The sequence below is a fragment of the Enterovirga sp. CN4-39 genome, from assembly GCF_049446235.1.
In the GTDB taxonomy this organism is placed as follows: Bacteria; Pseudomonadota; Alphaproteobacteria; order Rhizobiales; family Beijerinckiaceae; genus Enterovirga.
The window spans coordinates 14,998-37,317 of record NZ_JBMSEF010000028.1 but is presented as its reverse complement, the minus strand read 5'-3'; the positions used below and the strand labels follow the sequence as shown (position 1 = coordinate 37,317).

23 protein-coding genes are annotated in these 22,320 nt (G+C 63.9%); 8 read left to right on the top strand and 15 right to left on the bottom strand.

The genetic code is table 11. The features are described from left to right. The first annotated feature begins 431 nt into the window (after window positions 1-431). Window positions 432-1,661 carry a zinc metallochaperone GTPase ZigA gene (gene zigA / locus ACO2SS_RS26785; RefSeq protein ID WP_423280921.1) on the top strand — a complete coding sequence of 410 codons (1,230 nt, stop codon included), beginning with the start codon at window positions 432-434 and terminating at the stop codon, window positions 1,659-1,661. A gap of 2 nt (window positions 1,662-1,663) precedes the next feature. Here the strand turns inward: zigA and ACO2SS_RS26780 are convergent, their stop codons facing one another. The 9 genes from ACO2SS_RS26780 to ACO2SS_RS26740 form a co-directional block, all read right to left on the bottom strand. Further along, window positions 1,664-1,912, bottom strand: coding sequence for a hypothetical protein (locus tag ACO2SS_RS26780; protein WP_423280920.1), 249 nt, complete (start codon window positions 1,910-1,912; stop codon window positions 1,664-1,666). Window positions 1,913-1,991: 79 nt separating this feature from the next. Continuing rightward, window positions 1,992-2,684, bottom strand: coding sequence for an IS6 family transposase (locus ACO2SS_RS26775; protein WP_423280919.1), 693 nt, complete (start codon window positions 2,682-2,684; stop codon window positions 1,992-1,994). A 167-nt stretch (window positions 2,685-2,851) separates the two neighbouring features. Then, window positions 2,852-3,604 carry an FAD-binding oxidoreductase gene (locus ACO2SS_RS26770; protein WP_423280918.1) on the bottom strand — a complete coding sequence of 251 codons (753 nt, stop codon included), beginning with the start codon at window positions 3,602-3,604 and terminating at the stop codon, window positions 2,852-2,854. A gap of 3 nt (window positions 3,605-3,607) precedes the next feature. Continuing rightward, complete coding sequence (locus ACO2SS_RS26765) at window positions 3,608-4,213, bottom strand: sulfite oxidase-like oxidoreductase (protein WP_423280917.1); 606 nt, start codon at window positions 4,211-4,213, stop codon at window positions 3,608-3,610. Between the two features lie 22 nt (window positions 4,214-4,235). After that, window positions 4,236-4,643: a RidA family protein gene (locus ACO2SS_RS26760; protein WP_423280916.1), complete on the bottom strand. Its 408-nt coding sequence runs from the start codon at window positions 4,641-4,643 to the stop codon at window positions 4,236-4,238. Between the two features lie 293 nt (window positions 4,644-4,936). After that, entirely contained in the window at window positions 4,937-5,254 is a 318-nt protein-coding gene (locus ACO2SS_RS26755; protein WP_423280915.1) for a hypothetical protein, read from the bottom strand. Window positions 5,255-5,393: 139 nt separating this feature from the next. After that, on the bottom strand, window positions 5,394-5,834 hold the full coding sequence (locus ACO2SS_RS26750) for a cupin domain-containing protein (protein ID WP_423280914.1): 441 nt from the start codon (window positions 5,832-5,834) through the stop codon (window positions 5,394-5,396). 38 nt (window positions 5,835-5,872) lie between these two features. After that, window positions 5,873-6,559, bottom strand: a complete 687-nt coding sequence (locus ACO2SS_RS26745; protein ID WP_423280913.1) for a cytochrome P460 family protein — start codon at window positions 6,557-6,559, stop codon at window positions 5,873-5,875. Between the two features lie 41 nt (window positions 6,560-6,600). Next, the gene (locus ACO2SS_RS26740) at window positions 6,601-7,173 is read right to left on the bottom strand and encodes a DUF417 family protein (RefSeq protein ID WP_423280912.1); all 573 of its coding nucleotides are present in this window, start codon (window positions 7,171-7,173) and stop codon (window positions 6,601-6,603) included. Between the two features lie 192 nt (window positions 7,174-7,365). Between ACO2SS_RS26740 and ACO2SS_RS26735 the strand changes: the two genes are divergently transcribed. Continuing rightward, window positions 7,366-8,373 (top strand): GlxA family transcriptional regulator, encoded by a 1,008-nt coding sequence (locus tag ACO2SS_RS26735; protein WP_423280911.1) that lies wholly within the window; start codon window positions 7,366-7,368, stop codon window positions 8,371-8,373. Between the two features lie 1,072 nt (window positions 8,374-9,445). Here the strand turns inward: ACO2SS_RS26735 and ACO2SS_RS26730 are convergent. The 5 genes from ACO2SS_RS26730 to ACO2SS_RS26710 form a co-directional block, all read right to left on the bottom strand. After that, the gene (locus ACO2SS_RS26730; RefSeq protein WP_423280910.1) at window positions 9,446-10,141 is read right to left on the bottom strand and encodes an SDR family NAD(P)-dependent oxidoreductase; all 696 of its coding nucleotides are present in this window, start codon (window positions 10,139-10,141) and stop codon (window positions 9,446-9,448) included. 82 nt (window positions 10,142-10,223) lie between these two features. Beyond that, a complete protein-coding gene (locus ACO2SS_RS26725; protein ID WP_423280909.1) occupies window positions 10,224-11,879 on the bottom strand; it encodes an AMP-binding protein in 1,656 nt (551 codons plus the stop codon). After that, entirely contained in the window at window positions 11,854-12,651 is a 798-nt protein-coding gene (locus ACO2SS_RS26720) for an enoyl-CoA hydratase/isomerase family protein (RefSeq protein WP_423280908.1), read from the bottom strand. The genes ACO2SS_RS26725 and ACO2SS_RS26720 overlap by 26 nt, the downstream gene beginning before the upstream one ends. 43 nt (window positions 12,652-12,694) lie before the next feature. Beyond that, window positions 12,695-13,486, bottom strand: coding sequence for an enoyl-CoA hydratase/isomerase family protein (locus tag ACO2SS_RS26715; RefSeq protein WP_423280907.1), 792 nt, complete (start codon window positions 13,484-13,486; stop codon window positions 12,695-12,697). Between the two features lie 104 nt (window positions 13,487-13,590). Further along, window positions 13,591-14,307 (bottom strand): TetR/AcrR family transcriptional regulator, encoded by a 717-nt coding sequence (locus tag ACO2SS_RS26710; protein WP_423280906.1) that lies wholly within the window; start codon window positions 14,305-14,307, stop codon window positions 13,591-13,593. Window positions 14,308-14,576: 269 nt separating this feature from the next. On the opposite strand from ACO2SS_RS26710, the gene ACO2SS_RS26705 reads away from it, so the two are divergent. The 4 genes from ACO2SS_RS26705 (at window position 14,577) to ACO2SS_RS26690 (ending at window position 18,109) form a co-directional block, all read left to right on the top strand. Next, window positions 14,577-15,794 (top strand): ABC transporter substrate-binding protein, encoded by a 1,218-nt coding sequence (locus tag ACO2SS_RS26705; RefSeq protein ID WP_423280905.1) that lies wholly within the window; start codon window positions 14,577-14,579, stop codon window positions 15,792-15,794. A 59-nt stretch (window positions 15,795-15,853) separates the two neighbouring features. Next, window positions 15,854-16,642 carry an SDR family NAD(P)-dependent oxidoreductase gene (locus ACO2SS_RS26700; RefSeq protein WP_423280904.1) on the top strand — a complete coding sequence of 263 codons (789 nt, stop codon included), beginning with the start codon at window positions 15,854-15,856 and terminating at the stop codon, window positions 16,640-16,642. A gap of 226 nt (window positions 16,643-16,868) precedes the next feature. Next, complete coding sequence (locus tag ACO2SS_RS26695) at window positions 16,869-17,651, top strand: hypothetical protein (RefSeq protein ID WP_423280903.1); 783 nt, start codon at window positions 16,869-16,871, stop codon at window positions 17,649-17,651. Beyond that, window positions 17,648-18,109, top strand: a complete 462-nt coding sequence (locus tag ACO2SS_RS26690) for a hypothetical protein (RefSeq protein ID WP_423280902.1) — start codon at window positions 17,648-17,650, stop codon at window positions 18,107-18,109. Before ACO2SS_RS26695 ends, ACO2SS_RS26690 begins: the two co-directional genes overlap by 4 nt. 2 nt (window positions 18,110-18,111) lie before the next feature. Here ACO2SS_RS26690 and ACO2SS_RS26685 read toward each other — a convergent pair whose 3' ends face one another. Further along, window positions 18,112-19,998: a caspase family protein gene (locus tag ACO2SS_RS26685; RefSeq protein WP_423280901.1), complete on the bottom strand. Its 1,887-nt coding sequence runs from the start codon at window positions 19,996-19,998 to the stop codon at window positions 18,112-18,114. A 381-nt stretch (window positions 19,999-20,379) separates the two neighbouring features. Between ACO2SS_RS26685 and ACO2SS_RS26680 the strand changes: the two genes are divergently transcribed. Further along, window positions 20,380-21,168 (top strand): Crp/Fnr family transcriptional regulator, encoded by a 789-nt coding sequence (locus ACO2SS_RS26680; RefSeq protein WP_423280900.1) that lies wholly within the window; start codon window positions 20,380-20,382, stop codon window positions 21,166-21,168. A gap of 60 nt (window positions 21,169-21,228) precedes the next feature. Next, window positions 21,229-22,296 carry a sensor histidine kinase gene (locus ACO2SS_RS26675; RefSeq protein ID WP_423280899.1) on the top strand — a complete coding sequence of 356 codons (1,068 nt, stop codon included), beginning with the start codon at window positions 21,229-21,231 and terminating at the stop codon, window positions 22,294-22,296. Window positions 22,297-22,320: the final 24 nt, after the last annotated feature.

Genomic DNA, 22,320 nt, shown 5'->3' with positions numbered 1-22,320 from the left:
AACCGAGCCGCATCTTGGTGCCGAGTTCAGGAGACACGACCATGAGTACACGACGGACCATCCTGGCAGGCATCACGGCCAGCAGCCTCTCCGGCACGCAGTCCCACGCTTCGGCGACTTCTCTGCGAGCCGGCTCCTCGCAGCCCGACACAGAGCTCGCAAGACGCGGCTCCAATTCGCCGACAGTGCCGAACCCGGGGGCAACTCGCGCAACCAGCGAAGACACCCGATTTACGTAGTCCCGGCCGCTAGGCGGGATCTCGTAGAATTCGGCGGTGCGGCTGCTACGACTCAGCGGATGGACGGGTTCGGGCGGGCGGAAACGGGAGCAAGGACGGAAGCGGGTATGGGCATGAGGCTTGACAGGTCTGCTGCCCCGGGTGGTATCACTCGTACAAATGTTATGAAATAACATTACATATGAGGACGTGATGAAAACCGAGGTTGCCGATGGACGCCTACCCGTCACCGTTCTCTCCGGCTTCCTCGGGGCCGGAAAGACGACCCTCCTCAATCACGTGCTCAACAATCGCGAGGGGCGCCGGGTCGCGGTCATCGTAAACGACAAGAGCGAGGTGAACATCGACGCCGACCTCGTTCGCGAGGGCGGGGCGAACCTGTCGCGAACAGACGAGAAGCTGGTCGAGATGACGAACGGGTGCATCTGCTGCACCTTGCGGGATGACCTTCTTGCGGAGGTCAAGCGGCTCGCCGCGGACGGCCGTTACGACTACCTGCTCATCGAAGGTACGGGGATCGCCGAGCCGCTCCCGGTGGCTTCCACCTTCTCCTTCCGGGACGAGGAGGGCCGCTCATCGTCGGATGTCGCGCGGCTGGACACGATGGTCACGGTTGTCGATGCCATCAACCTGCTCAACGACTACGCCTCGTCAGACTTCCTGCGCCAGCGCGGCGAAACGGCTGGGGACGGCGATGAGCGCACGCTCGTCGACCTCCTCGTCGAGCAGATCGAGTTCGCCGACGTGGTCGTGCTCAACAAGGCGAGCGAGGTCCCTCCCGAGCGCCTTGATCTCTGCCGCAAGGTCATCCGCGGCCTGAATGCAGACGCGCGCATGGTCGAGGCGGATTTCGGCCGCGTGCCGCTCAATGCCGTGCTCCATACCGGGCTGTTCGACGGGGACAAGGCTCAGCAGCACCCGATGTGGTACAAGGAACTCTATGCGCCGCATGAGCATGTGCCGGAGACGGAAGAGTACGGCATCGGCAGCTTCGTCTATCGCGCACGGCGCCCCTTTCACCCCGCGAAGCTGAGCGAAGTCATCAATCGGACCTGGCCCGGGCTCATTAGGGCCAAGGGCCACTTCTGGCTCGCGACTCGGCCAAACTGGGTCGGGGAGCTTTCGCTCGCCGGTTCGATCTGCCGCGTGACCCCCATGGGCACTTGGTGGGCGGCGGTCCCGAAATCGCGCTGGCCGGACCATCCCGAGTGGCAGACGCTCCTTGCCCGGCATTGGAGCCCGACCTGGGGCGACCGTCGCCAGGAGCTCGTCTTCATCGGCACGGAGTTGGACGAGGCGGCGATCCGGCACGCGCTCGATTCTTGTCTCGTCGGGTCCGCGACGACGGCCCGGTTCGACCCGGACGCTTACAGGCTTCTGCCGGACCCATTCCCGGCCTGGGGTGAGCGAGCGGCAGCCTGATGCTACGTTGGCCCCCGCGCAAGCTCCAGCAGGAGAAGGAGCACGGCCATGAACGGGCAGCTCTGAAGGATCGCATCGCTCGCATTTTCTCGCTCGAAGAGGAGGACCTCGTCACCGTGAGCGAAATAGCGTGCGGTGATCCGGGCTGCGCCGATGTGGAGACAGTCATCCTTCTGATGCGGCCCGGTCAGGCCACTCACGCCATAAAGATCCGAGCTCCCGTTGCCGACATTGGCGATGGCGAGCTCCAAGTTCACGCCGCACTATACGGCGCGCCGGCATCGTCACGTTACGGCAGCGCGGACGCGGTGATGATTGGATCTTCCGTGATCAGGCCGCCGTTGCGGTCCGCCACCGCTCGTGAGCTTCGGCCCGGAAGCGGCGAAGGGTTGTGCGGGAAATCAGGTGGCGCTGGATGTTGAATGTGTTGTGAACCGCAGCGTGAGCCGAGAGAAAACGCTGAGCCGAGCCGGCCGACTTGAACCGCTGCATCTTGCGCTCACGGCGTCGAACCGGCTGGTGGGAGTTTTCGGCTCGATTGTTGGCGCGCAGCCCTTGGTCATGGCGAGCGGCCAGCCCGAGCTTTCGATGCGCACAGCCGTATGAGGCAAGGTTGTCCGTCACTATCAAGGTCGGGGTGAAGCCATGCTTGCGAAGGTGCTTTCGCATCAGACGGAGCGCCGCTTTCGCGTCACGCCGCCGTTGGACAAGCATGTCGAGCACCTCGCCTTCACGGTCGACGGCTCGCCAAAGCCAGAGCGGCTCGCCGCCGATCCGGATTACCATCTCGTCGAGAAGCCAAGTCGAACTCGGGCGCGGCCTCCGACGTCGTAGCTCACGTGCGAAGACTGGCCCGAATTTGACCATCCAGTGCCGGATCGTCTCGTATGAGATGTCGAGCCCGCGCTCCACGAGCAGGTCCTCGACATCACGGAAGCTGAGCGTGAAGCGCAGGTAGAGCCACACCGCCTGCCGAATGACGTCAGGCGGGAAACGGTGACCACAGAACGGGGAGCGGCGCATCCGCCGATGCTACCGCGAGCGACGGACGTGACAATGCCGTCCCGACCTGGAGGCCGAACGCGAAAGTGCGCATCACCTGGTTGAAGAGGAACGGGGGCGAATGTTCGCGCTCAAGCTCCATCGCGGCGGCGCATAGCTCGGTATCCGGGTAAATCATCGTTCCTCCGTCACCCGCCAAACCGCTCTGTACGGATGATCTCCGCGCCCACCCCGAGGTCGAGAAGATAACCGGCCGCTGCTTCCACGAACGGGTTCGACCCGCACACGAAGGTCAGGTGCGGGCGGGCGCCGAGCCGCGTCAGCGCGGTTTCGAGCAGTGACGCATCTATCCTGCGACCCGTGTCCTGAGGCCGGCGGGGCGCATCCATGGACAGGGCGAGGAAAAGATCGAAGCCGGCCTCCGCGGCATCGCGCGCGAGCAGCTCCTCACGGCAGATGACGCCGTCCCAGGTGCGCGCGGCCTGGACGAGTACGGCCGGAACCTCCGGCGCCTGCGCCGCACGGTGGCGCAAGATGGACAAGAGCGGCGCGACCCCTGAACCGCCGCCGACAAGCAGGAGAGGTCCGCCGACCCCAGGTTCCCAGACGAAATGACCGCCGAACGGGCCGCGGACCTCAATCGCGTCGCCGACCTGGGCAACGTCGTGGAGGAAGGGAGAGACCTCGCCATCCCCGATGCGCTCCACGAGCAGTTCGTAGAGCCCGACCAGTCCGGGCGCCGAGGCAACCGAATAGCTTCGCTGCGCCTCGTAGCCATCCGGAGCGCTCAGCCGGATATCAAGGTGCTGGCCGGCTTGAAACGGGCGCCAGTCGTGCGGGCGAAGAAAGAAGCTCTTCACGCCTTCCGTGCGGGCCGCGATGCGGTCGATGACGGCGCTCTGCCACGGAATGTGGATAGGCTCAGCGGCAGCCTCTGGCACCGTTCAGTCGCCCGAGAAGCGCTGCTCACGCCAGGGATCGCCGTAGATGTGATAGCCACGCAGCTCCCAGAAGCCAGGCTCGTCGTGCTCGGTGAACTGGAGCCCGTTGATCCACTTCGCCGACTTCCAGAAATAGAGGTGCGGGACGAGGAGCCTTGCCGGGCCGCCATGCTCCGGCGTGAGAGGCTTTCCCTCGTAATGCGTGGCCACCATCGCCTTGCCGCCGACGAGGTCAGCAACGGGCACGTTCGTCGAGTAGCCGTCATACGAGTGCGCCAACGCGAAGGGGGTCGGTGGTTCCAGCCCGGCGTCCGCGATGAGGTCGTCGACGAGAACGCCGGTCCAGGGCGTGTTCAGCTTCGACCACTTGGTCACGCAATGGATGTCCCGGGTCATCTTCGTCTGCGGCAATGCAGCGAATTCCGACCACATCCAGCGCCCGACCGGGCGTGGACCGACTTTCAGCGTGAACGACCACTCTTCAAGCGGCACCCGCGGCGTCGGCCCGGCCGAGAGCACCGGGAAGCCGTCGGTCAGGGACTGCCCGGGCGGGATGCGGTCCGCGAGCTCTGGAGCCGGCCGCCGACCGGTGAAGCCCCTGGTGGCCATGCTGCTGCTCCTCGATTGCCGCTCAAACCGCTTCAGCTCGGGCGCTCACCCGAGCGATCACCTTGATCTCGAAATCGAACCCGGCCAGCCAGTTCACGCCGACCGCGGTCCAGTTGGGATAGGGCGGATCGCCGATCGCTTTCAGCCGGACGGCCGAGATCGTCTCGAACTGCGCGGCCGCGTCGGTGTGGAAGGTGGTCGCGTCGACGACGTCCTCGAAGCTGCAGCCCGCGGCTTCGAGCACGGCCTGAAGGTTGTCGAAAGCCAGCTGAACCTGCCGTTCGAACTCGGGCTCCGGCGTGCCGTCCGGGCGGCTGCCCACCTGGCCCGAGACGAACACGAGGTCACCCGACCGGATCGCCGGCGAATACCGGTTGATCTCGTAGAGCGCCTGCTCGCCGGCAGGAAAGATCGCATCGCGCTTGGCCATCACATCGCTCCCGATCTCACAAGATAACCTGGAATCCCGCGATCGTCGCGGCGACCACGGGAGCCGAGCGGATGGGCTTTACTTCGCCGTCAGCTGCCCGACGACGGCAAGGTCGTTGGTGAGCGTCTCGAGACGAATGAGCTTGCCGGTGCTGTCGAAGGTGAAGAACTCGGTGCCGTCGACGCGCACCTTGCGGCCGGTCGGCTCCAGGGGACCGTTCGGGGTCGGTATCGGACCGGTATGCGTGCGCCATCGTGAACCGGATCGCGGCCATGTTTCCCGAGACGACTACGTCATGGTCCGTGATCGCCCCGTCCGAAAACATGACCTTGTCGCGCTTGAGCCAAGGCGACGAACTCGTCCCGGCCCCTGAAGGTCGCGCCGTTGACCTTGTTCTCGGCTCCGCCGTTCAGGCGGACGACGAGATTGTCGGCTACGAGCGCGCCGTTATTCTCGACCTCGTTCTTGGAGTAGTTGACGTGGAATTGGCGCACGATGCGGTCGATGTCCGGCCTTTCCTGAGCGGCGACACTGCCCCCGCAGACTGAAGTGCTCGCGGCGACAGCGACCATCGCTAGCAGGCCCGCAGGTTCGAGATACTGGCTGCTCATCGTAGTTCTCCTAGGCCAACGGTGATTTGACGGCAGACGCTTCCCAGAGGGCGTGAGCGCCTTCGAACCGCTCGGGCGGCAAGCGCCGCCGAGCCGCCGGCCAGCGAGCTTGCCGTTCGAGGAACATCCGGCTCGAGGATCAATGAGCGGGCTCCGCGAGCGGCTTGCCGCGTTCGACGATGTAGATCGCCAGTACCTTCGCCGGACTCGGGCTGCCGTTCTTCGCCCGGTGAACCGTCCCGGCCGGAATGGCGAAGCTGTCGCCCGCCTTGATCGTCCGGGGCGCCTCGCCGTCGGCTTCGAGAACGAGTTCGCCTTGCAGCACGTAGCCTAGCTCCACCTCGGCATGGCTGTGCCGCTCGACCGCCACCCCCGGCGCGATCTCGGCCACCCCCATCATCTCGTCTTTTCCGGGCGCTCCCGCGAGTGTCGCCTTCTGCAACACGGTCCACTCGATCCCTTGGATCCCGTCACCTGGCCTGCCTTGAGCGGCTGCGCCGGCCGCCGAGATCAACGCCAGCCCAAAGACGGCAACGAGGGCTGCCATGCCGCCCAGAACGGCGCGACGTTGCTGATTCATGATCGGGTCCCCTTGTGGCGGTCCGAGTGCCGTCCAGCTCAATCTGGAAAGGCGGCAGCGAGGTTGTTCGCCGCATCGGCGCCTTCTCGGGTGAAGCCCGGCTGCTTGAGCTTTGCCGACCACACGTAGTCGTCCTTCGGACCGACATGGTCGATATGGCACTGGGCGCACTGGGCGCGGTCCCGCACGGGCGAGAATGGCTGATAGGGCGGTGGCTGGTGCCCATAGCTGAAGTAGACCCAGCCGCCCGGCTCGTCGGGATAGCGCTTGCTGTCCTTGAGCATCACGCCGATGCCCGTTTGCACGGTCGGGAATATCACCGTGCTGGAACCGAGTCTGCACAGGTAGGCTGGCGGCCCGTCGCAAGTCTTGGGATCGATGCTGGTGGCGCTGAACTCCTTCACCATCAGGGATCCTTCCGGCCACTTTCCGGTCTCCATGAAGGTCCGGTAAGTCTTCGGCTCGACGTAGACGCTGTGGAACTCGGGGGTCTTCGTCACCGTGCCGTCCAGGATCGTCGTGGTGATCGATTCCCAGGCGGCGTAGGCGTGCACCCAGGAGCGGTAGCCCCTCGGAAGCGCTGCCTCGCCTTTCTCGTTGAAGACGAGCCAAACCGCAGGCCGCTCGGCATTGGCGCCCTCCGAAGAAGCTTGCCCATCCGGGATGCATCCCGCGACAAGCATGCCCAACGCCGCGAGGCTCGGGATGAAGCTCGTCCGTCTCATGCGAAGATCTCCGGTCCCATTCCGCTCACGTTGCCTTGGCCTCAGAGAGGGGAGGATCGTGGAGAGAGGCGAGCTTCGGCGGGGAATTCACGAGCCTCCCCGAGGCTGATCGGTCCGGCTCCTGCGAGCCGAGCGAGGCTTTCCCCGAGCACGACCAGGCTGATGCCGAGCAGAGCCAGATCCTTGATGAGGAACGAGCCGGTGGCGTTCAGCCAGGGGAAGCCGCCCGAGCCGTCCTCCCAGATCGGCAGGGCGAGCATGGTCGAGCAGGTCACCCCGAAGGTCACGGTTCCGAGCGCGCCGGCCGCAACCCCAGCGCGGGCGGACCATGGCGATGCAATGAAGAGGGCTGCCGTGATGATCTCGACCGTGCCGAGGAGGTAGGAGGCACCCGCCTCGCCGAGGACGGCGTAGAGCCATGCCAGCCAAGGTGTTCCGTTGATGATCGGCTTGAGAGCATCGATCTCGATCTGCGTGAACTTGAGCGCGCCGATCATCAGAAGCGGCAGCACGACTCCTGCAACGGCGAGAACCCGGCCAGCGACCTTCAAACTTCCTGCATGGTCGCGAGCGGATTGCGCGAAGCCCTCGGCGCGAGGAGACAGGGTCGGCATAGACGCTCCGCGATTTCATGCGGGACGAGAGCTGCTCGCCGACGTCTGCCGCTGGAGCGTAGGATTGCCGGGTTTCCGTCGGGTCGAGATTGGCAGATCCGACAAAATGCGTGCTGAAACTGACAGCCCGGCCTACGCTCTTGCCATTCCGCGCCGGACGCGCGTTGTCGCGCCTCCGAAGGGGACGACCTCGTGGCACGATCGCAACTGCAGAGCGGCAAGGCGGAGGTCGGGCTTCTCCTCTACCCGCAATGCCACATGGCCATGGTCTTTGGCCTGACCGATCTACTGCAGGTCGCAAGCGGCTTGTCGGTCGCGCGTGGTGGGCCGCCATTGCGGGTGACCCACTGGAGCATGGACGCAGCGGGCGCGATCCTGCGCAGCTACGACACGCATCCCGGGATCGAGGGACGTCCCGACGTGCTGGTCGCTCCCGCCGTCGCTCCGGACTGGGCTCCAGGGCCGATCGCTGGTGAGGCGGCAGCACCCTTCGCCAGGTGGCTGGCCGAACGTCACGCGGAAGGCGCAACACTCGCGTCGACCGGCTGTGGCGCGTTCCTGCTGGCAGCGACAGGCCTGCTATCCGGCCGGCCGGCGACCACTCACTGGCGCGTCGTCGACAAGTTCCGATCGAGCTTCCCGGACGTGAAGATCGATGCGGACAAGGTCCTCATCGAAGACGGCGAGATCCTCACCGCGGGCGGCATGATGGCCTGGACGGATCTCGGCATGCGGGTCATCGACCGGCTTCTCGGCCCGACGATCATGATCGAGACCGGGCAATTCTGGCTGATCGATCCCACCGGCCGCGAGCAGCGCCACTACAGCACCTTCGCGCCGCGGCTTGCTCACGGAGATGCGTCGATCCTGAAGGTCCAGCACTGGCTGCAAGCACACCCGTCGCGCTCGATCACTGTCGCCGACATGGCGCGGGAAGCCGGCTTGGCGGAGCGCACATTCCTTCGCCGGTTCAAGATCGCGACAGGCATGAAGCCAACCGAATATGTCCAACAGCTACGGATCGGCAAAGCTCGCGAGCTTCTTGAGTTCACCAGACGGTCAATCGATCAAGTCGCATGGGAAGTCGGATATGGAGATGCAGCCGCCTTCAGGCGCGTATTCCTGCGTTTGATAGGTCTTTCTCCAGGCGAATACAGGCGGCGCTTCAACGCGAGCAGAAGCGCAAACGTAACAGAATGATGTCCAGCATACTGTTCTCACCTCGGTTCGATATCTCCCCTACACGGCGACAACCCGGAGGGGCCCCGTCCCAGTCGGCCTCGTCCTGCCCGGGCATATTCAGACGACCGGGTGGCTTCCTCAGCGGCTCCGAGAGGAGGGATGAGGTTTGGCGCATCGACCACTTACAGCGGCCGATTGCCGGGCCTGCAGAGTTAGAAAGCACCGGGAATGCCGCTCTCGATGCTACACCGAGAGCGCCCGAACGGCCGAGTTGGGCGCAAACTGGAACGTCGGCTTTCCGGCACCGAGCCGATGTCTGTTTCTCTAATCGGGTGGATGGGTCAAACGCGGGTTGCACCTCTCGGCCGGGTTATCGTTCAGGCGGGTCGCGTTTCTCACCGCAGTCTGATGGCTTTTTGACGAAGCCGCTGCACGCATGGATCGGATCCGGTTGAGAGAGCCTCGCCGTTGGACGCGCTCGAAGCGCAGCAGATATTCTCGGCTTCATCCACCCCGTCCTCCGCGTGGGACGATCCCGGTCGGGATCGGTCTGAGCTGCGGCCAGGTCATGCCGCAGCCTCCGGTCCAGTAGGGAGATCTCGCGTGAGATTGCCCCCGAACTGACACTCGCCCGGAATTTCGAGGAGCGCATCGAAGCCATTCGGGCCTCCTCAACTGGGCACAAGCGGCTGAGGGTCTATTTCGAGGAATGGGGCGAGCCGCTCATCAGCGGTACCGGCTGGGTCTCGGAACTGATCGTGATCGCCGAGGGCAACGACGTGTTCGGCCACCATTCGCCCGGGCTTGGTCGAGAAGTCTCAATACGAGAGGCTTGGTCCTCCGCACTGAGCCGGAACCCACTCCCAACCGGTCCGTTGCTCCGGCAGCACGAGGCCCGCATGACGTTCTGGACGCTGGGGTGCCGCGGTCGTCGCAGCGGCCGGCCTGGCGCGTGCGGCCGACCCCAGGCCGACGGAGTTCCCTGTGAGGTCGTCGGGCGGCGTGAGTATCGACACGGACCCACGAATTGTGTCAGAGGGCCACGTCCTGTTGTTGAAATGTTCTTTCGGTAAACTCGTCGTGCGGTGCGTCAGCGCATGAACGCGCCTCCATTCACATCGACGATCGCTCCAGTCATGTAGCTGCACCCCGGAGTGCAAAGGAACGCGACGGGCCACGCGATCTCTTCCGGTTTGCCCTTTCGTGTGATCGGCTGTCCGGACACCGGCCGGAAATCCGCCGTAACCATTGGGGTGTCGATCACGCCTGGGGCGACCGCATTGACCTGGACGTGTTCGCCGGCCCGCTTCGCGAGCCACCGCAGGAAGGTGTGCACGGCGCCCTTGGTCAGAGAGTACTGCGGCGGTGTCGATGAGAAGAACCCGCCGTTATGTCCTGCGATCGATCCGATCAGCACGATCCGCCCGCGGCGCCGGGCCTGCATGCCCGGCAGCAATGCGCGGGCGAAATTGGCCGGACCCTGGACGTTAACGGCCATTACCTCGTCAAACGAGGCATTCCAGTCGTCGTCCTCGAATGGCTTGTCGGCCATCATGCCGGCGTTCAGGACCGCAGCGTCGATCGGTCCCGCCTCGGCACAGATCCGCTCCACGCCCTTTCGATCGGTTACGTCGCACGTGAAAGTGAGACAGGCATGGCCATCCCGGTTCAGGATGGTGACTAGGTCGTCGAGCGGAACGCGGTCCACTCCTACGATTTCAGCGCCGAGAGAGGCGCAGACCCGCGCGACAGCAGAGCCGATGCCGCCGGCCGCCCCGGTCACCATGACCCTTTGTCCGGTCAGGCTGAAGCAATTGTCCATGTGCTTCCTCTCGGTGCTATCCTTTCGGAGTCTTCCGGTCGGCCCACTATCCGATCGCCGTAGGCGTCTTTCCGATCTCGACCCGCCGCGCCCTGATCCCGGCCGCCTCCCTGTCCCAGGTGTCGGCGGTTACGCCCGCGGCCCGCAGGACTTGCTTCTGGATCTTCTGCGTATCGGTCTTCGGCAGGGTTTCCATGACTCGGAGATATCGGGGCAACATGAAGGGCGGCATGCGCGCCTCCAGAAAGCGATAGAGTTCCGTCGGATCGATCCGCTCGCCTGCCACGGGTGCGACGGCACACATGACCTCGTCCTCTGTGGAGTCGCTGGGAACGGGGATGGCCGCCACCTCGCGCACCTGAGGGTGGAGCACCACCTCGGCCTCGACCTCGAAGGACGAGATGTTTTCGCCGCGGCGGCGGATCGTGTCTTTCAGCCGATCCACGAAGAGCCACTCGCCGTTCTCGACGCGGAACGCGTCTCCCGTGTGGAACCAGCCATTGCGGAAGGCGGCGAGACTTGCCTCGGCCTTGCGGAAATAACCGCTGCAGAGCGCCCAGGGCGCGGCGCAGCGCACGATGAGTTCGCCCACCTCCCCCAAGGCGACCTCGCAATCGTTCGCATCGACGAGCCGCAACTCGACGCCCTCGCGGGGCTGCCCGCAGGATCCGACGGTCGATACGCCACGACCCGAGACCAGGGGCGTCGAGATCTCCGTCATGTTGTAGAGCGTGTAAACCTCGACGCCGAAGCGGCGGCCGAAGTCGTCCGCTCCGGCGCCTAGCGGGATGATGATCACCTTGCGGAGTGGGTGATCCCGGTCGCGCGGACTCGGCGGCTGCTTGAGGAGGAAGGTCGCCATCACCCCGAGCAGGACCATGACGCTCGGGCGGGTCGCGCGAACGCGGTCCCAGAACAGGCCAGTGCTGAAGGATGGCATCAGGGCCACGGAGGCCCCCCGCGACAGCATCCCCATCAGCGGGATCGTGCCCCCGACATGAAACAGAGGCAAGTGGCACATGTAGCGGTCTGTCGCGTCGACCATCGTGAAGGCGTGCGGTGCGCTCATGTGGTACAGGTGCGCATAGGTCGATACCACGCCCTTCGACGGCCCGGTCGTACCTGACGTGTAGACGATCGACTGGACGTCCCAGGGCTCGATGGGCTGGTCGAGCTCCGGCAGCTCGTCCGGGACTGCCTCGCCGAACGCTTCGTCCCAACCGACGATCTCGAGACCCTCTATGCCCCCTTTCAGGGAGGCTCCGGTCGAGACTATCGTCGCTAGCGTGCCGGTCTCGATGCTTTCAAGGCGACCGACGAGTTCTGCATGAGCGACCATAACGCGCCCCTGCGCATTGCGCAGCACGTACGCCAGCGACTGCCCCATGTAGGCGGTGTTGATCGGCACGTAGACCGCGCCCAGCGCGTTGATGGCGAACCAAGCGAGGACGCAATCGACCGAGTTCGGCATCCAGACTACGACGTTGTCGCCTCGGGCGACGCCGAGCCGGCGTAGCCCGTGTGCGACGCGCGAGGTCCGCCTCAGCAACTCGGCGAAGGTTACCTCCGCGCAGTCCTCACAGACGATGAAGACCGCTTCGGGCTTCTCCGCGTCCCAGCGCAACAGCAGGTCGCGGACGACGCAGATACTACGCGCGGGCACGCCCGATATGGGGTCACCCAGCACGACGAGGTTCCTCACTCGCCGGAGCCGGGGAGCGCTTGAAGGCGAATGATCGGATGGCCTCCGCGGCGAGCGGAGTCTGTAGAGCGGTCGCGATCAGGTCGCATTCGAACTCGAACCCTTCCTTAACGCTCTGCGTCTCGTTGCGATTAAGGCCGGCCTTCGCCAGGCGCACTGCCAGGGGGTTCTTCTTCGCGATCTCCCGCGCCAGTTCGAGCGCCCGCGATACTACATCTTCGGGCTGCACGACGATGTCGGCAAGCCCCACACGCCTCGCCTCCTCTGGTCCGAGCTTGCAACCCGTATAGGCCATCAGGCGAGCCGTGCCCTGTCCTACCAGCCGTGCGAGATGACACGCGCCACCGGCCAATCCGATGTTGATCTCAGGCAGAAGGAAGGAAGCCTTCTCGGAGACGACGCGGATGTCACACAGGCTCGCCAGGATAAGCCCCGTTCCCGCCGCGGCGCCGTTGATGGCGCCGATCACTGGGACCTCGCAGTCGTAGATCGCCGCGTAGCACAGCCGCGCATGCGCCAGATAGGTGTTGGCCGCCTCGAAGCCCAGATCGACGAAGTCCCCGACTTCGTTACCTCCGCAGAACAGTCGCCCGTTCCCGGTGAAAACGATGGCCCGCACGTCCGGGTCGCGGCTCAGCGTGTTGAATACCGTGCGAAGCTGGTCATATGTGTCCCGGCTGATGGCGTTTGCGGGCGCTCGATCCAGCGTGACGATCACGATGCCCTCGTCTTCCCTGCGGACCGCGAGGAAGGGGTTTGCTTCCTGGATCATTCGGATGTCTGCTGTGCTTTTGGTTTGGATGGTCGCGGCCTGTTCAATTGCCGGTAAAGACCGGGCGGCGCTTCTCGATGAAGGCCCGCACGGCCTCGCGGTGATCGGTCGTGAGATTGGACGCCATCTCGTAGGCGACGGAAGCGTCCATCAGGTCTTGCGCTAGCCGGCGCAGGGGAATGTTGGTGACCGTCTTGGTCCAGCGGATCGCCCATTTCGCGCCCCGGGCGAGCTGCAAAGCCAGCTTCTCGGTCGCGGCCTCCAATTCCGCGGCGGGCACGACGCGATTGATGAGGCCCATCGAGCGAGCTTCTTCGGCTGAGAGCATCGAGCCAAGGAGGAGCATCTCTTTCGCCCGCGCATAGCCGACGAGTTGCGGCAGAATCACTGGACCGCCGTCTCCCGCGACGAATCCCATACGCACATGCGGATCGCCGATTGTGGCGGTGTCCGCGGCGACGATCAGATCGCACATCAGGGCGATGCTGGCGCCGAGCCCGGCAGCGGCGCCGTTTAGCGCGCAGATGATTGGCTTCTCCATCTGCAGCTGGCTGAAGACGATGCGCTTCGTATCGGGAAGGATTTCGCGAAACTCGTCCGGATGCTCCGCCTTCTGCTCCATCCAGCTGGCGAGACCTCCGGCACAGAACGCGCGGCCGGAGCCCGTCAGCACGACGACATCGGATTCCGGATCCCTGTCGGCGTCCTCGAAGACGAGGGAAAGCTCGTAGTGCAGATCGTCGTCGACCGCGTTCATCGTGTCCGGCCGGTTGAGCCGGATCCAAAGCACCCGGTCGCGGGTCTCCCAGGCGAGCGTCTTGTAGCTGTGTCGCATTCCGCTTCGTTCCGTCGATCCGGCACGAAACTAAGGATGCCTCAGTTTGGCGTCAATCCCGCGTGAGAGCGACCGGGCTTGCCACGCGAGCAACTAAATGAGCGTCATTCATTTGCTTCGACGCCAAGTAGGCGTTCTAGCCGCCGAACGCGGGCCTCAAGGTCGGCTGGTGCCGTCTCGTCGAGGCCGAACGCCGCCAGGAATGTCATCGTAAGGGCCCGTGCGAGTGCGGGCACGTCGGTCTCGGCGGCCTTGCCTCTCACAATCCGGGCCCATCCCGTATGCTCGACTCCGCCGTAGACGAGATCGCGCATCTGCGACGGCGTCAGCCCGGCCGGGGAGCGACCCGAGGGTGTGGCCGCGGCCAGGCACTTCTTAAGCGGCTCGGTGTAGGCCCGGTTGACCTCATGCAGATCCGAAGTGGCGTAGTCCGGGCTGGTCCGTATCTCTTTGAAAAAAAGAAAATAAAGGTCTGGATGCTGAAGCATGAACGTCAAGTGATTCTGCACGATAATGGTGAGTTTGTCTGTAAGTCGATCCACAGCTGACAGTTGCTCGACCGTCCGATCCAGCATCTGACGGGTCCAATAGGAGGCGATGCCCGCCACAAGATCGCGTTTGCTCTTGAAGTACAGGTACACCGTGCCTTCAGCGATCCCGGTCTCGGCCGCGATGTCGGCCATCGTGGTACCGTCCGAGCCCTTGGCTACAAATAGCCGCCGCGCAGCCTCCAGGATCTCGTCCTTCCTGTCTCCTCGCTTGCCTTTGCCCGGGATCTGTTGCCGCGAGGCTAGAACTTTCTGCCCTCTCGCTTTGGCCACACGTCGCTCCTGAGGGATGATATCCGTACCTTCGGTGTTATGCGCTCAATAGCCGAAGGCGAGAAGCGGCCGTCGCTCGAACCAAACCCGCGAGTGGGCGTCAGCCGGTCGCGCTGACAGCCTCGGGTGTTCCACCATCTATGAGGTGTCCTCATATGGTCGGCGTGATTTGCCGCCGTGAGACTGGCTCCAAGGGGGGAGCGCCTTGACCGCGAAAATGAGGCAGACTTATAACTGCTTGAGGGAGAAAACCTGGGGAGAGATCCGCTTTGAGACGAATCCTTTTCGCTTGCCTTGGCGTTGCGATTGCCCAAGGTGCGGCTCCGCAGGCCTCCGCGCAGACGGCCCTCTCGGACGGCAAGGTCCGCATCGGCGTGTTGAATGACGCCTCGGGACCGTACATGGATCTGGCGGGTCCGGGTTCGGTACTCGCGGCCCGCATGGCCGCGGAGGATTTCGGCAGCAAGGTGCTGGGCGCGCCGATTGAGATCGTATCGGCGGATCACCAGAACAAGCCCGATGTCGGCTCAACGATCGCTCGGCTCTGGTTCGACGAGCAAGGTATCGACGCTATCACCGACGTTCCGACCTCGTCGGTCGCGCTTGCGGTCCAGGAAGTGGTCAGGGACAAGAAGAAGGTCTTCCTCATCTCCGGCGCTGCGACGGCCGCGCTGACCGGAAAGAGCTGCTCTCCCTACAGCATCCAGACTTCGGAAGACACGCGGGCTCTCGGGGCCGGCACAGCCGGTGCCGTACTTAGGGGCGGAGCCGATTCCTGGTTCTTTTTGACCGCGGACTACGCCTTCGGCCACCAGATGGAGGCCGACAGCACCCGCGTCATTCTGGCCGGCGGAGGCAAGATCGCCGGCTCTGTGAGGCATCCTCAGAATACGCCCGACTTTTCATCTTTCCTGCTTCAAGCGCAGGCGTCCGGGGCCAAGGCGATCGGTCTCGCGAATGCAGGGAACGACACGGTTAACGCAATTCGCCAAGCGGTCGAGTTCGGTCTTACTCAGGAGGGACGCAAGCTAGTTGGGCTGATTCTGCACATTTCCGACGTGCATGCGCTTGGGCTGGACAAGGCCCACGGGCTCCAGCTCGTGGAAGGCTTCTACTGGGATATGAACGACGAGAGCCGCGCCTTCGCGAAACGCTTCCACGCGCAGTTCGGCAAGATGCCGACCCGCGAACAGGCCACAACTTACGCGACTGTGCTGCACTATCTCCGAGCCATCGAAGCCGCGAAGACCGATCGGGCCGAGGATGTCATGAAGGCCATGAAGGCCATGCCGATGAAGTTTTTCGGCGAGGAGGGGCCGATCCGCGAGGACGGCCGCTGGATGCACGATCTGCGGCTCTATGAAGTCAAGAAGCCCAACGAATCGAAATACCCGTGGGACTACTACAAGCTCGTGACGACCATCCCGGCGGAGGACGCCTTCACGCCGCTGTCCGAGAGCGAATGCCCTTATGTGAAGAAGCCTTGATGGACCGCCTGGCGCCCGCCCTCCCGGCAGGCCGTGCTGTCCCCTGACCGAGGTGCGTTGTGAAGCTCGACGGTTTGCATGGTGTCGTGACGGGCGCGGGGTCCGGCCTCGGCCGGGCCATCGCTGCTAGCTTCGCACGCGAGGGTGCCCGGCTCACGCTGATCGACCGGCACGCGGAAAGCCTCGAGGAGACGTGTGCGCTCCTCGGTTCGACCGCAGCGTGCCCGATCTGCTCGACGACTGACGTGACTAGGTCGACCGAGCTCTCTGACGAGATCCGGCGCGCGGCGGGCGTCCAGGGGCCGCTCCGGATCGTGGTCAATTGCGCAGGGATCATCGTCAGAAAGGGTTTTCTGGAGACATCGGAAGAGGAGTGGCATCGCATCCTCGACGTCAACGTGGTCGGCTACGTGAACGTCCTTCGTGCGGCGATACCGCTGATGAGCGAGGGAGGTTCGATCATCCAGATCGCCTCCAGCAACGCTCATCGCGGCGGTCATGGCTTCGCGTCATACGCCGCGTCGAAAGGCGCAGTGCTTTCGATGACACGGCATCTAGCGGGGGAATTGGCTCCGCTCAGGATCCGGATCAATTCACTCAGTCCCGGACCTACATTGACGGCCCTCAACTACGACCTGTTCTCAGACCAGGAGGCTACAAAAGCGGTTACCGGCGCCATCCCCCTGGCGCGACTTGGAAAAGTTGAGGACGTCGTCGGTGCGGCGGTATTTCTAGCCAGTTCGGATAGTGATTACGTCAGCGGAGCAGATCTGGCCATTGACGGGGGGCTCATAAGCCAAATTGCCCTTGCGGCTGGAGGTAAAGGTTACTATGGACGATCTTCGTAAAGTTCAGGGGAGAGTGACTACTTTTCTTAGTCGTGTACTCGAAGATCATGTTGCAAAGTGGAAAGGCGCTGCGTCTGGCAAGGAGCGGAACAGGCGTCTGCCTGAGAGCGGACGTTCGCCGCAGGTTCAATAGCAGTGCTGCCCATCCTACCGCAGCGATCGACACAGAGGGTTGCGCGGCAAACTGCAACGTGGCTTGCTTAGCTCCCTCCCTGTCGGCTCACCTATGACTCCGGAACAGCAGCTCGAGTGTCCCTACTGCGACGCTGTTCTCAATGCGGGCGCGCTCTCCTGCCGGTGCTGCGGGCGGGATCTCACGCCTGTTTTGCCCCTTCTGCGCCGGCTCAAGCTCGCCGAGAATCGCCTGGAAAGCTTGGAAAGGGCTGCGGAGGGGGGCAGGAGGGTCTTAGCTCAGCCGGTACTTGCCGAGGACGCCGCCGCGGATGCGAAAGCCCTCGTTGAAACGAGCCGGCCGGTTCGACGTAGTCTCTGGCCGCTGCCGCTGGGTTTTGCCGCCCTGCTCGCTACTCACGCTGCCGTCGTGTTCTGGCTGGACTTGTCTCTGGCCGTTCTGCGGCTCGCGTCACTGATCATCCCCTTCGGGGTTGGGCTGCTTTACATCAAAATGCAACCTCGGATCACTTGGCCCGACATTGCCATGGCAGTCGTATTTGCGATCACGGCGATCGCGGCTATGAACGCGATTGTGGGATGGGTCGATTCAGTCCCGATGCTGCCTCAAGGGAGTGCGGCGTGGCGCGAGACGCTCTTTTACGGACTGAGCATAAGTGCTTCGATGTTCTCTGGTATGCTTGCTCGCGTGTTTCGGAACGCGCTGACCGCACGGGGCCTCGTATCGGTTCCGAAGCTGCGCGAGTCTCTCTTGGCTGCCAACAGCAGCATCCCCATGGACACATTGAAGGCCATTGAGCTCACAATCTTGCTTGCTGGCAGCGCGATGTCTGCCGTGACTGGCTTGATGGCCGGTCTCATCGGAGTTGGTCGATGATCAAAGCTGCCTTGTTCCGTGCGGGGCTTCTCGCCACCGCCTGCGTTTGGGCGCCGTGCGCCTTGGCGGTCGAGCCGATCCGGTTGATCACGCAAGAAGAGGCGAGCCTTCCCGCGGCGGCTGGGCCCGGTGGGCAGACACGGAACGTCACGCGCGGGCCGGGGATCGATGCGGTCGCTCCTCCGCCGGTCGCCATCAACGGACCATTCCGTCTGGCGGTCAGGTTCAAGCCTCGGAACGGCATACCCATCGACCCGGCGAGCGTCCGCGTGACGTATCGCCGTCAGCCTGCTGTCGATCTCACACATCGGATCAAGGCGTTCGTCACCGCAGACGGTATCGAGGCTCCTGCCGTGATTGTGCCGGCAGGTAAGCACCTGATCGAAATCGAGGCCACGGACAAGGAAGGTCGGGTCGGGCGAAGCCAGATGACCCTGGCGGTCGAAGGGGGAAATTGAGCTCAGGGTTTGGTTGCGGGCGGCAGCAGGGCGATCATGGGAGGTGAACCGTAGAGAGCAGGCACTTGTTGTCCCTGTGTTTGGCTGGAAACGCGGGTGGTGGTCTCGCGCACGACCGTTTCCAGCGGCTGCCCCGGGGTTCCTAGCGTCGACAAGAGCGCGCGCACGAACGGGCTGTCGACACCGTCCCCGTCGAGTGCTGCCCGCCCAGGCTGGGTCGAGTGGAAAACAACCGTGTTGGGAATCACTGGTGTTGCGGCAAGACCGGTGTGGAGGCGCTTCGGCGCACTCATCGCCTTGCTCGACCCCACTCCACGGGATCGAGCGACTTCCCTCGCCTCGACGAATGGGTCGTCGCGACACGCGTCGACGATCACGAGCGATCCGCGGCGGGCCTTTGCAGCGGCGGTCACGATCTCGCCCAGCGCCAGCGCATCGTCGCTTAGATGGCGATCGCTCTCCGGCACTGCATCGACAGGAAGGAGGTAATTGGCTCCAGCCGTTTCGACGGCGTGTCCCGCATAGAAGACGAGTGCAACGTCGGAATCACTTGCCAGCTCGGCCACCACCTCGGGAAGACGGCGCAGGTCGGATTTGGTCAGATCCTCACCGAGCTTGACGACGTCGAACCCCATCTCGGCGAAAGCGTTCGCCATCACGGCGGCGTCCCGGCGTGCATTGGGTAGCGATGCAAGGGTCAGGTACTCGCTCTCACCGACGACGATGGCGACGCGCCTCAAGCCATCAGGAGAGGGTGCGCTCGGCGCGACGCCGCCGTCTCTCATATCTCGAAATGGACCTGTCCGCCGCAGCAACGGCTCCGTCAGCGCTTTCAGTCGGATGGTTGCGACGAGCCGCTCGACGAGCTTCGGGGTGCTCTTAGTCTCCGCAAGGACCTGCTTGTAGATCACGACGGCCTTGGCCTTGTTGCCCCGCTGTTCCTCGACACGAGCAAGGCCGAGATGAGCATTCCACTCTGTCGGAATGAGACGAGCTGCTTCGCGGTAGTGCGTCTCCGCTGCGGCAGGCTCTTTCAGCTTGTCGAGCGCGAGATCGCCGACCCGGATGAGAAGCGCGGTTCTCGCGGCCGCAAGTTCACTCTTCGGCAGCCCGGTGGTGTCCCGAGCAGCGGCGCGAAGATCGTCATAGGCGGCCGACAGGTCGCCCAGACGAAGCTCTACGTCTGACTTGAGCGATAGGGCGAGCCGACGAAGTGGAGGGCCGAGAGCTGCAACCTGAGCATAATCCTCCCGCGCCCGAACAAGGGAACCGAGCCGACGAAGGAGGCTGGCTCGGGCCATCAGGGCCGTGGCGGCTTTCGGCTCGATCTCGAGCGCGCGATCAAGGTCGGCCAGAGCTGCAGCCGCGTCGCCGGAGCGTTCATGTTCAAGGGCTCTCTGGACAAAGACTGTCGGGGTCGGCTGCCCCGATCCAGCAGCTTGAGCGATGTCGGCCCGAGCTTCGGCAGCCCGACCGATTGTCTGGTTTATGGTGACGCGCAGAGCTTGCGCATCCTCCCTTAGTGGACCTTCGATCGCGATCGCGGCTTCCACATCCGCCAGGGCCGGCCGGACCTGATCGAGGCTTGGCGGTGCATAGGCGGGCAGCGAGCCATCTCGCTTCGCCTTGGGTTCGGCTCCCTTCTGGACGGCCTGGAGGAAGCGCATCAAGCCGCGATAGAAGGCCGCCTGCTGTCGGTCTGCCGCGTTCACATTGGCCGAAAGCATGCGCCCACATGCTGCCTCTGCAGCAGCGAGCGTCTCCGTCGACAGCATCTCCGTCTTAACGCGCTCGTTTGCGCAATCGGCCAAATCGCTCGCGCGAACGGCTTGCGGTTCGAATGCTCCGCCGAGCAGGCCGGCAAGAGCCAGAAGCGTAAGCGATCTCACGTCAAGATCCCTTGTCGGTGACCCTCTCTCCATCAGCACTCTGACAGCCGCCGAAGCCAGATCAAGAGCTCTGCCCTCTCATTAACCGATCGGCCGGCGGCTCGAGGATCGCGATCGCGCCATCTCCGGACATTAGCTCGCTGCCGAGAAGCAGACCTGCACTCCGCTCCCGCCGCGACGGCCCGCAAATCTCGTACACTGGCTGCCCGCACGCCCACGGTCGCACTTGAGCCTGGCGCCGCACCAACGCAGGTCACGAACGCAGGATGCTGTCAGTTTTCTATCTTCGTGCGGCAGGCTCCACATTCTGTGCATAAGTGCACAGACACAAGCTTGGCCGCTCGTTAGAGAACCGCCGGGAATTCCAGAGCAGCCTCTTCGATGTCGATCCGGTCTGAAGATCTCGGTGGCAACCTGCTTCTCGGCGCCTTGCGGCCGGCGGATCGCGCCCTGCTGGCGCCGTTCGCGGAGGTAAAGGTTTATCGCAGGGGAGAGATGCTGTTCGACGTTGGCGAAGAGATCAGCTGCATCTCGTTCCCAACCGGGCAGAGCGTAGCCGCGCTCGTCATCACCATGCAGGACGGCAGGACCGTGGAAACGGCAAACATCGGTCACGAGGGTGCCATAGGCGGCATCGTGAGCCAGGGGGGGCTTCCTGCATTCAGCCGGGCACTGGTCCAAATCTCAGGCCCATTCATCCGGATCGATACGTCCGCGGTTCAGGCGGCGAAGAGACGATCGGAGGCTATTCGAAATCTTTTTACCCGCTACTCGGACTGCCTGCTCGCCCAGGTTCTCCAGCTCGTGGCGTGCAATGCCGTGCATCCGATCGGGGCGCGCTGCGCACGCTGGCTGCTCACGCTACAGGAGCGCCTGGGCGGTGACGCTCTTCCCGTAACTCACGAGATGCTTGCCGAGCTGCTCGGAGTGCAACGCTCGTACCTCACGCGCACCCTTCGCGCGCTCCAGAACGAAGGACTGATCGAGGCCAAGCGAGGACGGATCATCGTCTCCAACCGAGAGAACCTCGAGGATGCCGCGTGCGAGTGCCGCGGCGTGATCAAGCAACATTTCGAACGCGTACTGGGCGCCGTCTATGACGAAAAGGGAACACTGCTGTCGTTTCGCCCGCGTCCGAGCGACCAAGCCGCAAGATCGCATGCCCTCTAAGCGTCTGCCACGCCGCGTACATTAAGCGGCTGCGCTCACGGCCCGCCCGGATCCGAGTTGATGCGCTCAGCCTGGCCTACACTAACTCAGCAGCCTGAGCAGGCGTTCGACGACATCGTCGCAGTCGCTGCGGAGCTTTGCCATGTTCCCATAGCGCTTCTCGGCTTCTTCACCGACGAGAGCCAATGGTTCAAGGCTTGGCACGGCTTCGAGGTAACGGAAATCCGAGTAGCAGATTCTCTATGTGCTCACCTTGTTGACGAAGCGGATGAACTTGTGGTCGTCCGCGATCTGGCGGCCGACACTCGGTCGCAGACGAAGCCATGGGTCGCGGACCCGCCTCACTTCCGATTTTATGTCGCCCTCCCGCTCCGTTCCGGAACAGGACAGGTCATTGGAACGCTTTGCCTCACGGACTACGCCCCGCGGCCGCACGGACTGACCTCACGTCAGGCAGACGGATTGAGAGCACTCGGCCGGCAGGTGACCCTACAGTTGGAGCTTCGTCGCCAGCTTCAGGAGCAGACGCTCCTCCGGCTCGAAACCCAGCACAGGCTCAAGAACACGTGGGCTGTGGTACAAGGATTGGCCGTCCAGACGCTCCGGACTGCCAATGACCTGAACGGAGCAAAGCAGGCTCTGTTGGATCGTCTCGCCGCGCTCGGGCGCGCGCATGACGCAGCGAACGTCGATAGCGGCGCAGAAGGGTCTCTCCGCAGTATCGCAGAAGCGGTGCTGGCCCCTTACAAGAGCGCCCATTCGTCAAGAATACAGATTGAAGGTCCGGATCTAGAGCTAAGTACAGACGTCGCTCAGTCGTTTGCCCTGGCGCTTCATGAACTCGCGACGAACGCCCTGAAATACGGAGCGCTCTCGAACTCAGATGGAGCCGTTGCTATAAGTTGGTCGTCAACGGAGAGCGCTGGGCAACGCCGCCTGCGCTTCACATGGGAGGAACGCAACGGCCCTCCGCCGAGTCAACCGCAAGAGCGACGTGGCTTCGGGACGCGAATGATCGAGGGCATTTTCGGTCGAGGAACCGCCACCTTCGACTTCAAACGGTCTGGTCTCGTTTTCCGGGCGGAGGCGCCGCTTAAGCAGCTGGTGCCGTTACCCGCATGTTCCTGATCTCCCCGGCTAGCGAGGCACCTC

What these genes read in the sequence shown, in the direction of transcription:
- zigA (WP_423280921.1), top strand. Translation starts at nt 432, where the DNA reads ATGAAAACCGAGGTTGCCGATGGACGCCTACCCGTCACCGTTCTCTCC.
- ACO2SS_RS26775 (WP_423280919.1), bottom strand. Translation starts at nt 2,684, where the DNA reads ATGCGCCGCTCCCCGTTCTGTGGTCACCGTTTCCCGCCTGACGTCATT.
- ACO2SS_RS26765 (WP_423280917.1), bottom strand. Translation starts at nt 4,213, where the DNA reads ATGGCCACCAGGGGCTTCACCGGTCGGCGGCCGGCTCCAGAGCTCGCG.
- ACO2SS_RS26760 (WP_423280916.1), bottom strand. Translation starts at nt 4,643, where the DNA reads ATGGCCAAGCGCGATGCGATCTTTCCTGCCGGCGAGCAGGCGCTCTAC.
- ACO2SS_RS26755 (WP_423280915.1), bottom strand. Translation starts at nt 5,254, where the DNA reads ATGAGCAGCCAGTATCTCGAACCTGCGGGCCTGCTAGCGATGGTCGCT.
- ACO2SS_RS26750 (WP_423280914.1), bottom strand. Translation starts at nt 5,834, where the DNA reads ATGAATCAGCAACGTCGCGCCGTTCTGGGCGGCATGGCAGCCCTCGTT.
- ACO2SS_RS26745 (WP_423280913.1), bottom strand. Translation starts at nt 6,559, where the DNA reads ATGAGACGGACGAGCTTCATCCCGAGCCTCGCGGCGTTGGGCATGCTT.
- ACO2SS_RS26740 (WP_423280912.1), bottom strand. Translation starts at nt 7,173, where the DNA reads ATGCCGACCCTGTCTCCTCGCGCCGAGGGCTTCGCGCAATCCGCTCGC.
- ACO2SS_RS26730 (WP_423280910.1), bottom strand. Translation starts at nt 10,141, where the DNA reads ATGGTGACCGGGGCGGCCGGCGGCATCGGCTCTGCTGTCGCGCGGGTC.
- ACO2SS_RS26720 (WP_423280908.1), bottom strand. Translation starts at nt 12,651, where the DNA reads ATGATCCAGGAAGCAAACCCCTTCCTCGCGGTCCGCAGGGAAGACGAG.
- ACO2SS_RS26715 (WP_423280907.1), bottom strand. Translation starts at nt 13,486, where the DNA reads ATGCGACACAGCTACAAGACGCTCGCCTGGGAGACCCGCGACCGGGTG.
- ACO2SS_RS26695 (WP_423280903.1), top strand. Translation starts at nt 16,869, where the DNA reads ATGACTCCGGAACAGCAGCTCGAGTGTCCCTACTGCGACGCTGTTCTC.
- ACO2SS_RS26690 (WP_423280902.1), top strand. Translation starts at nt 17,648, where the DNA reads ATGATCAAAGCTGCCTTGTTCCGTGCGGGGCTTCTCGCCACCGCCTGC.
- ACO2SS_RS26680 (WP_423280900.1), top strand. Translation starts at nt 20,380, where the DNA reads ATGTCGATCCGGTCTGAAGATCTCGGTGGCAACCTGCTTCTCGGCGCC.
- ACO2SS_RS26675 (WP_423280899.1), top strand. Translation starts at nt 21,229, where the DNA reads ATGCGCTCAGCCTGGCCTACACTAACTCAGCAGCCTGAGCAGGCGTTC.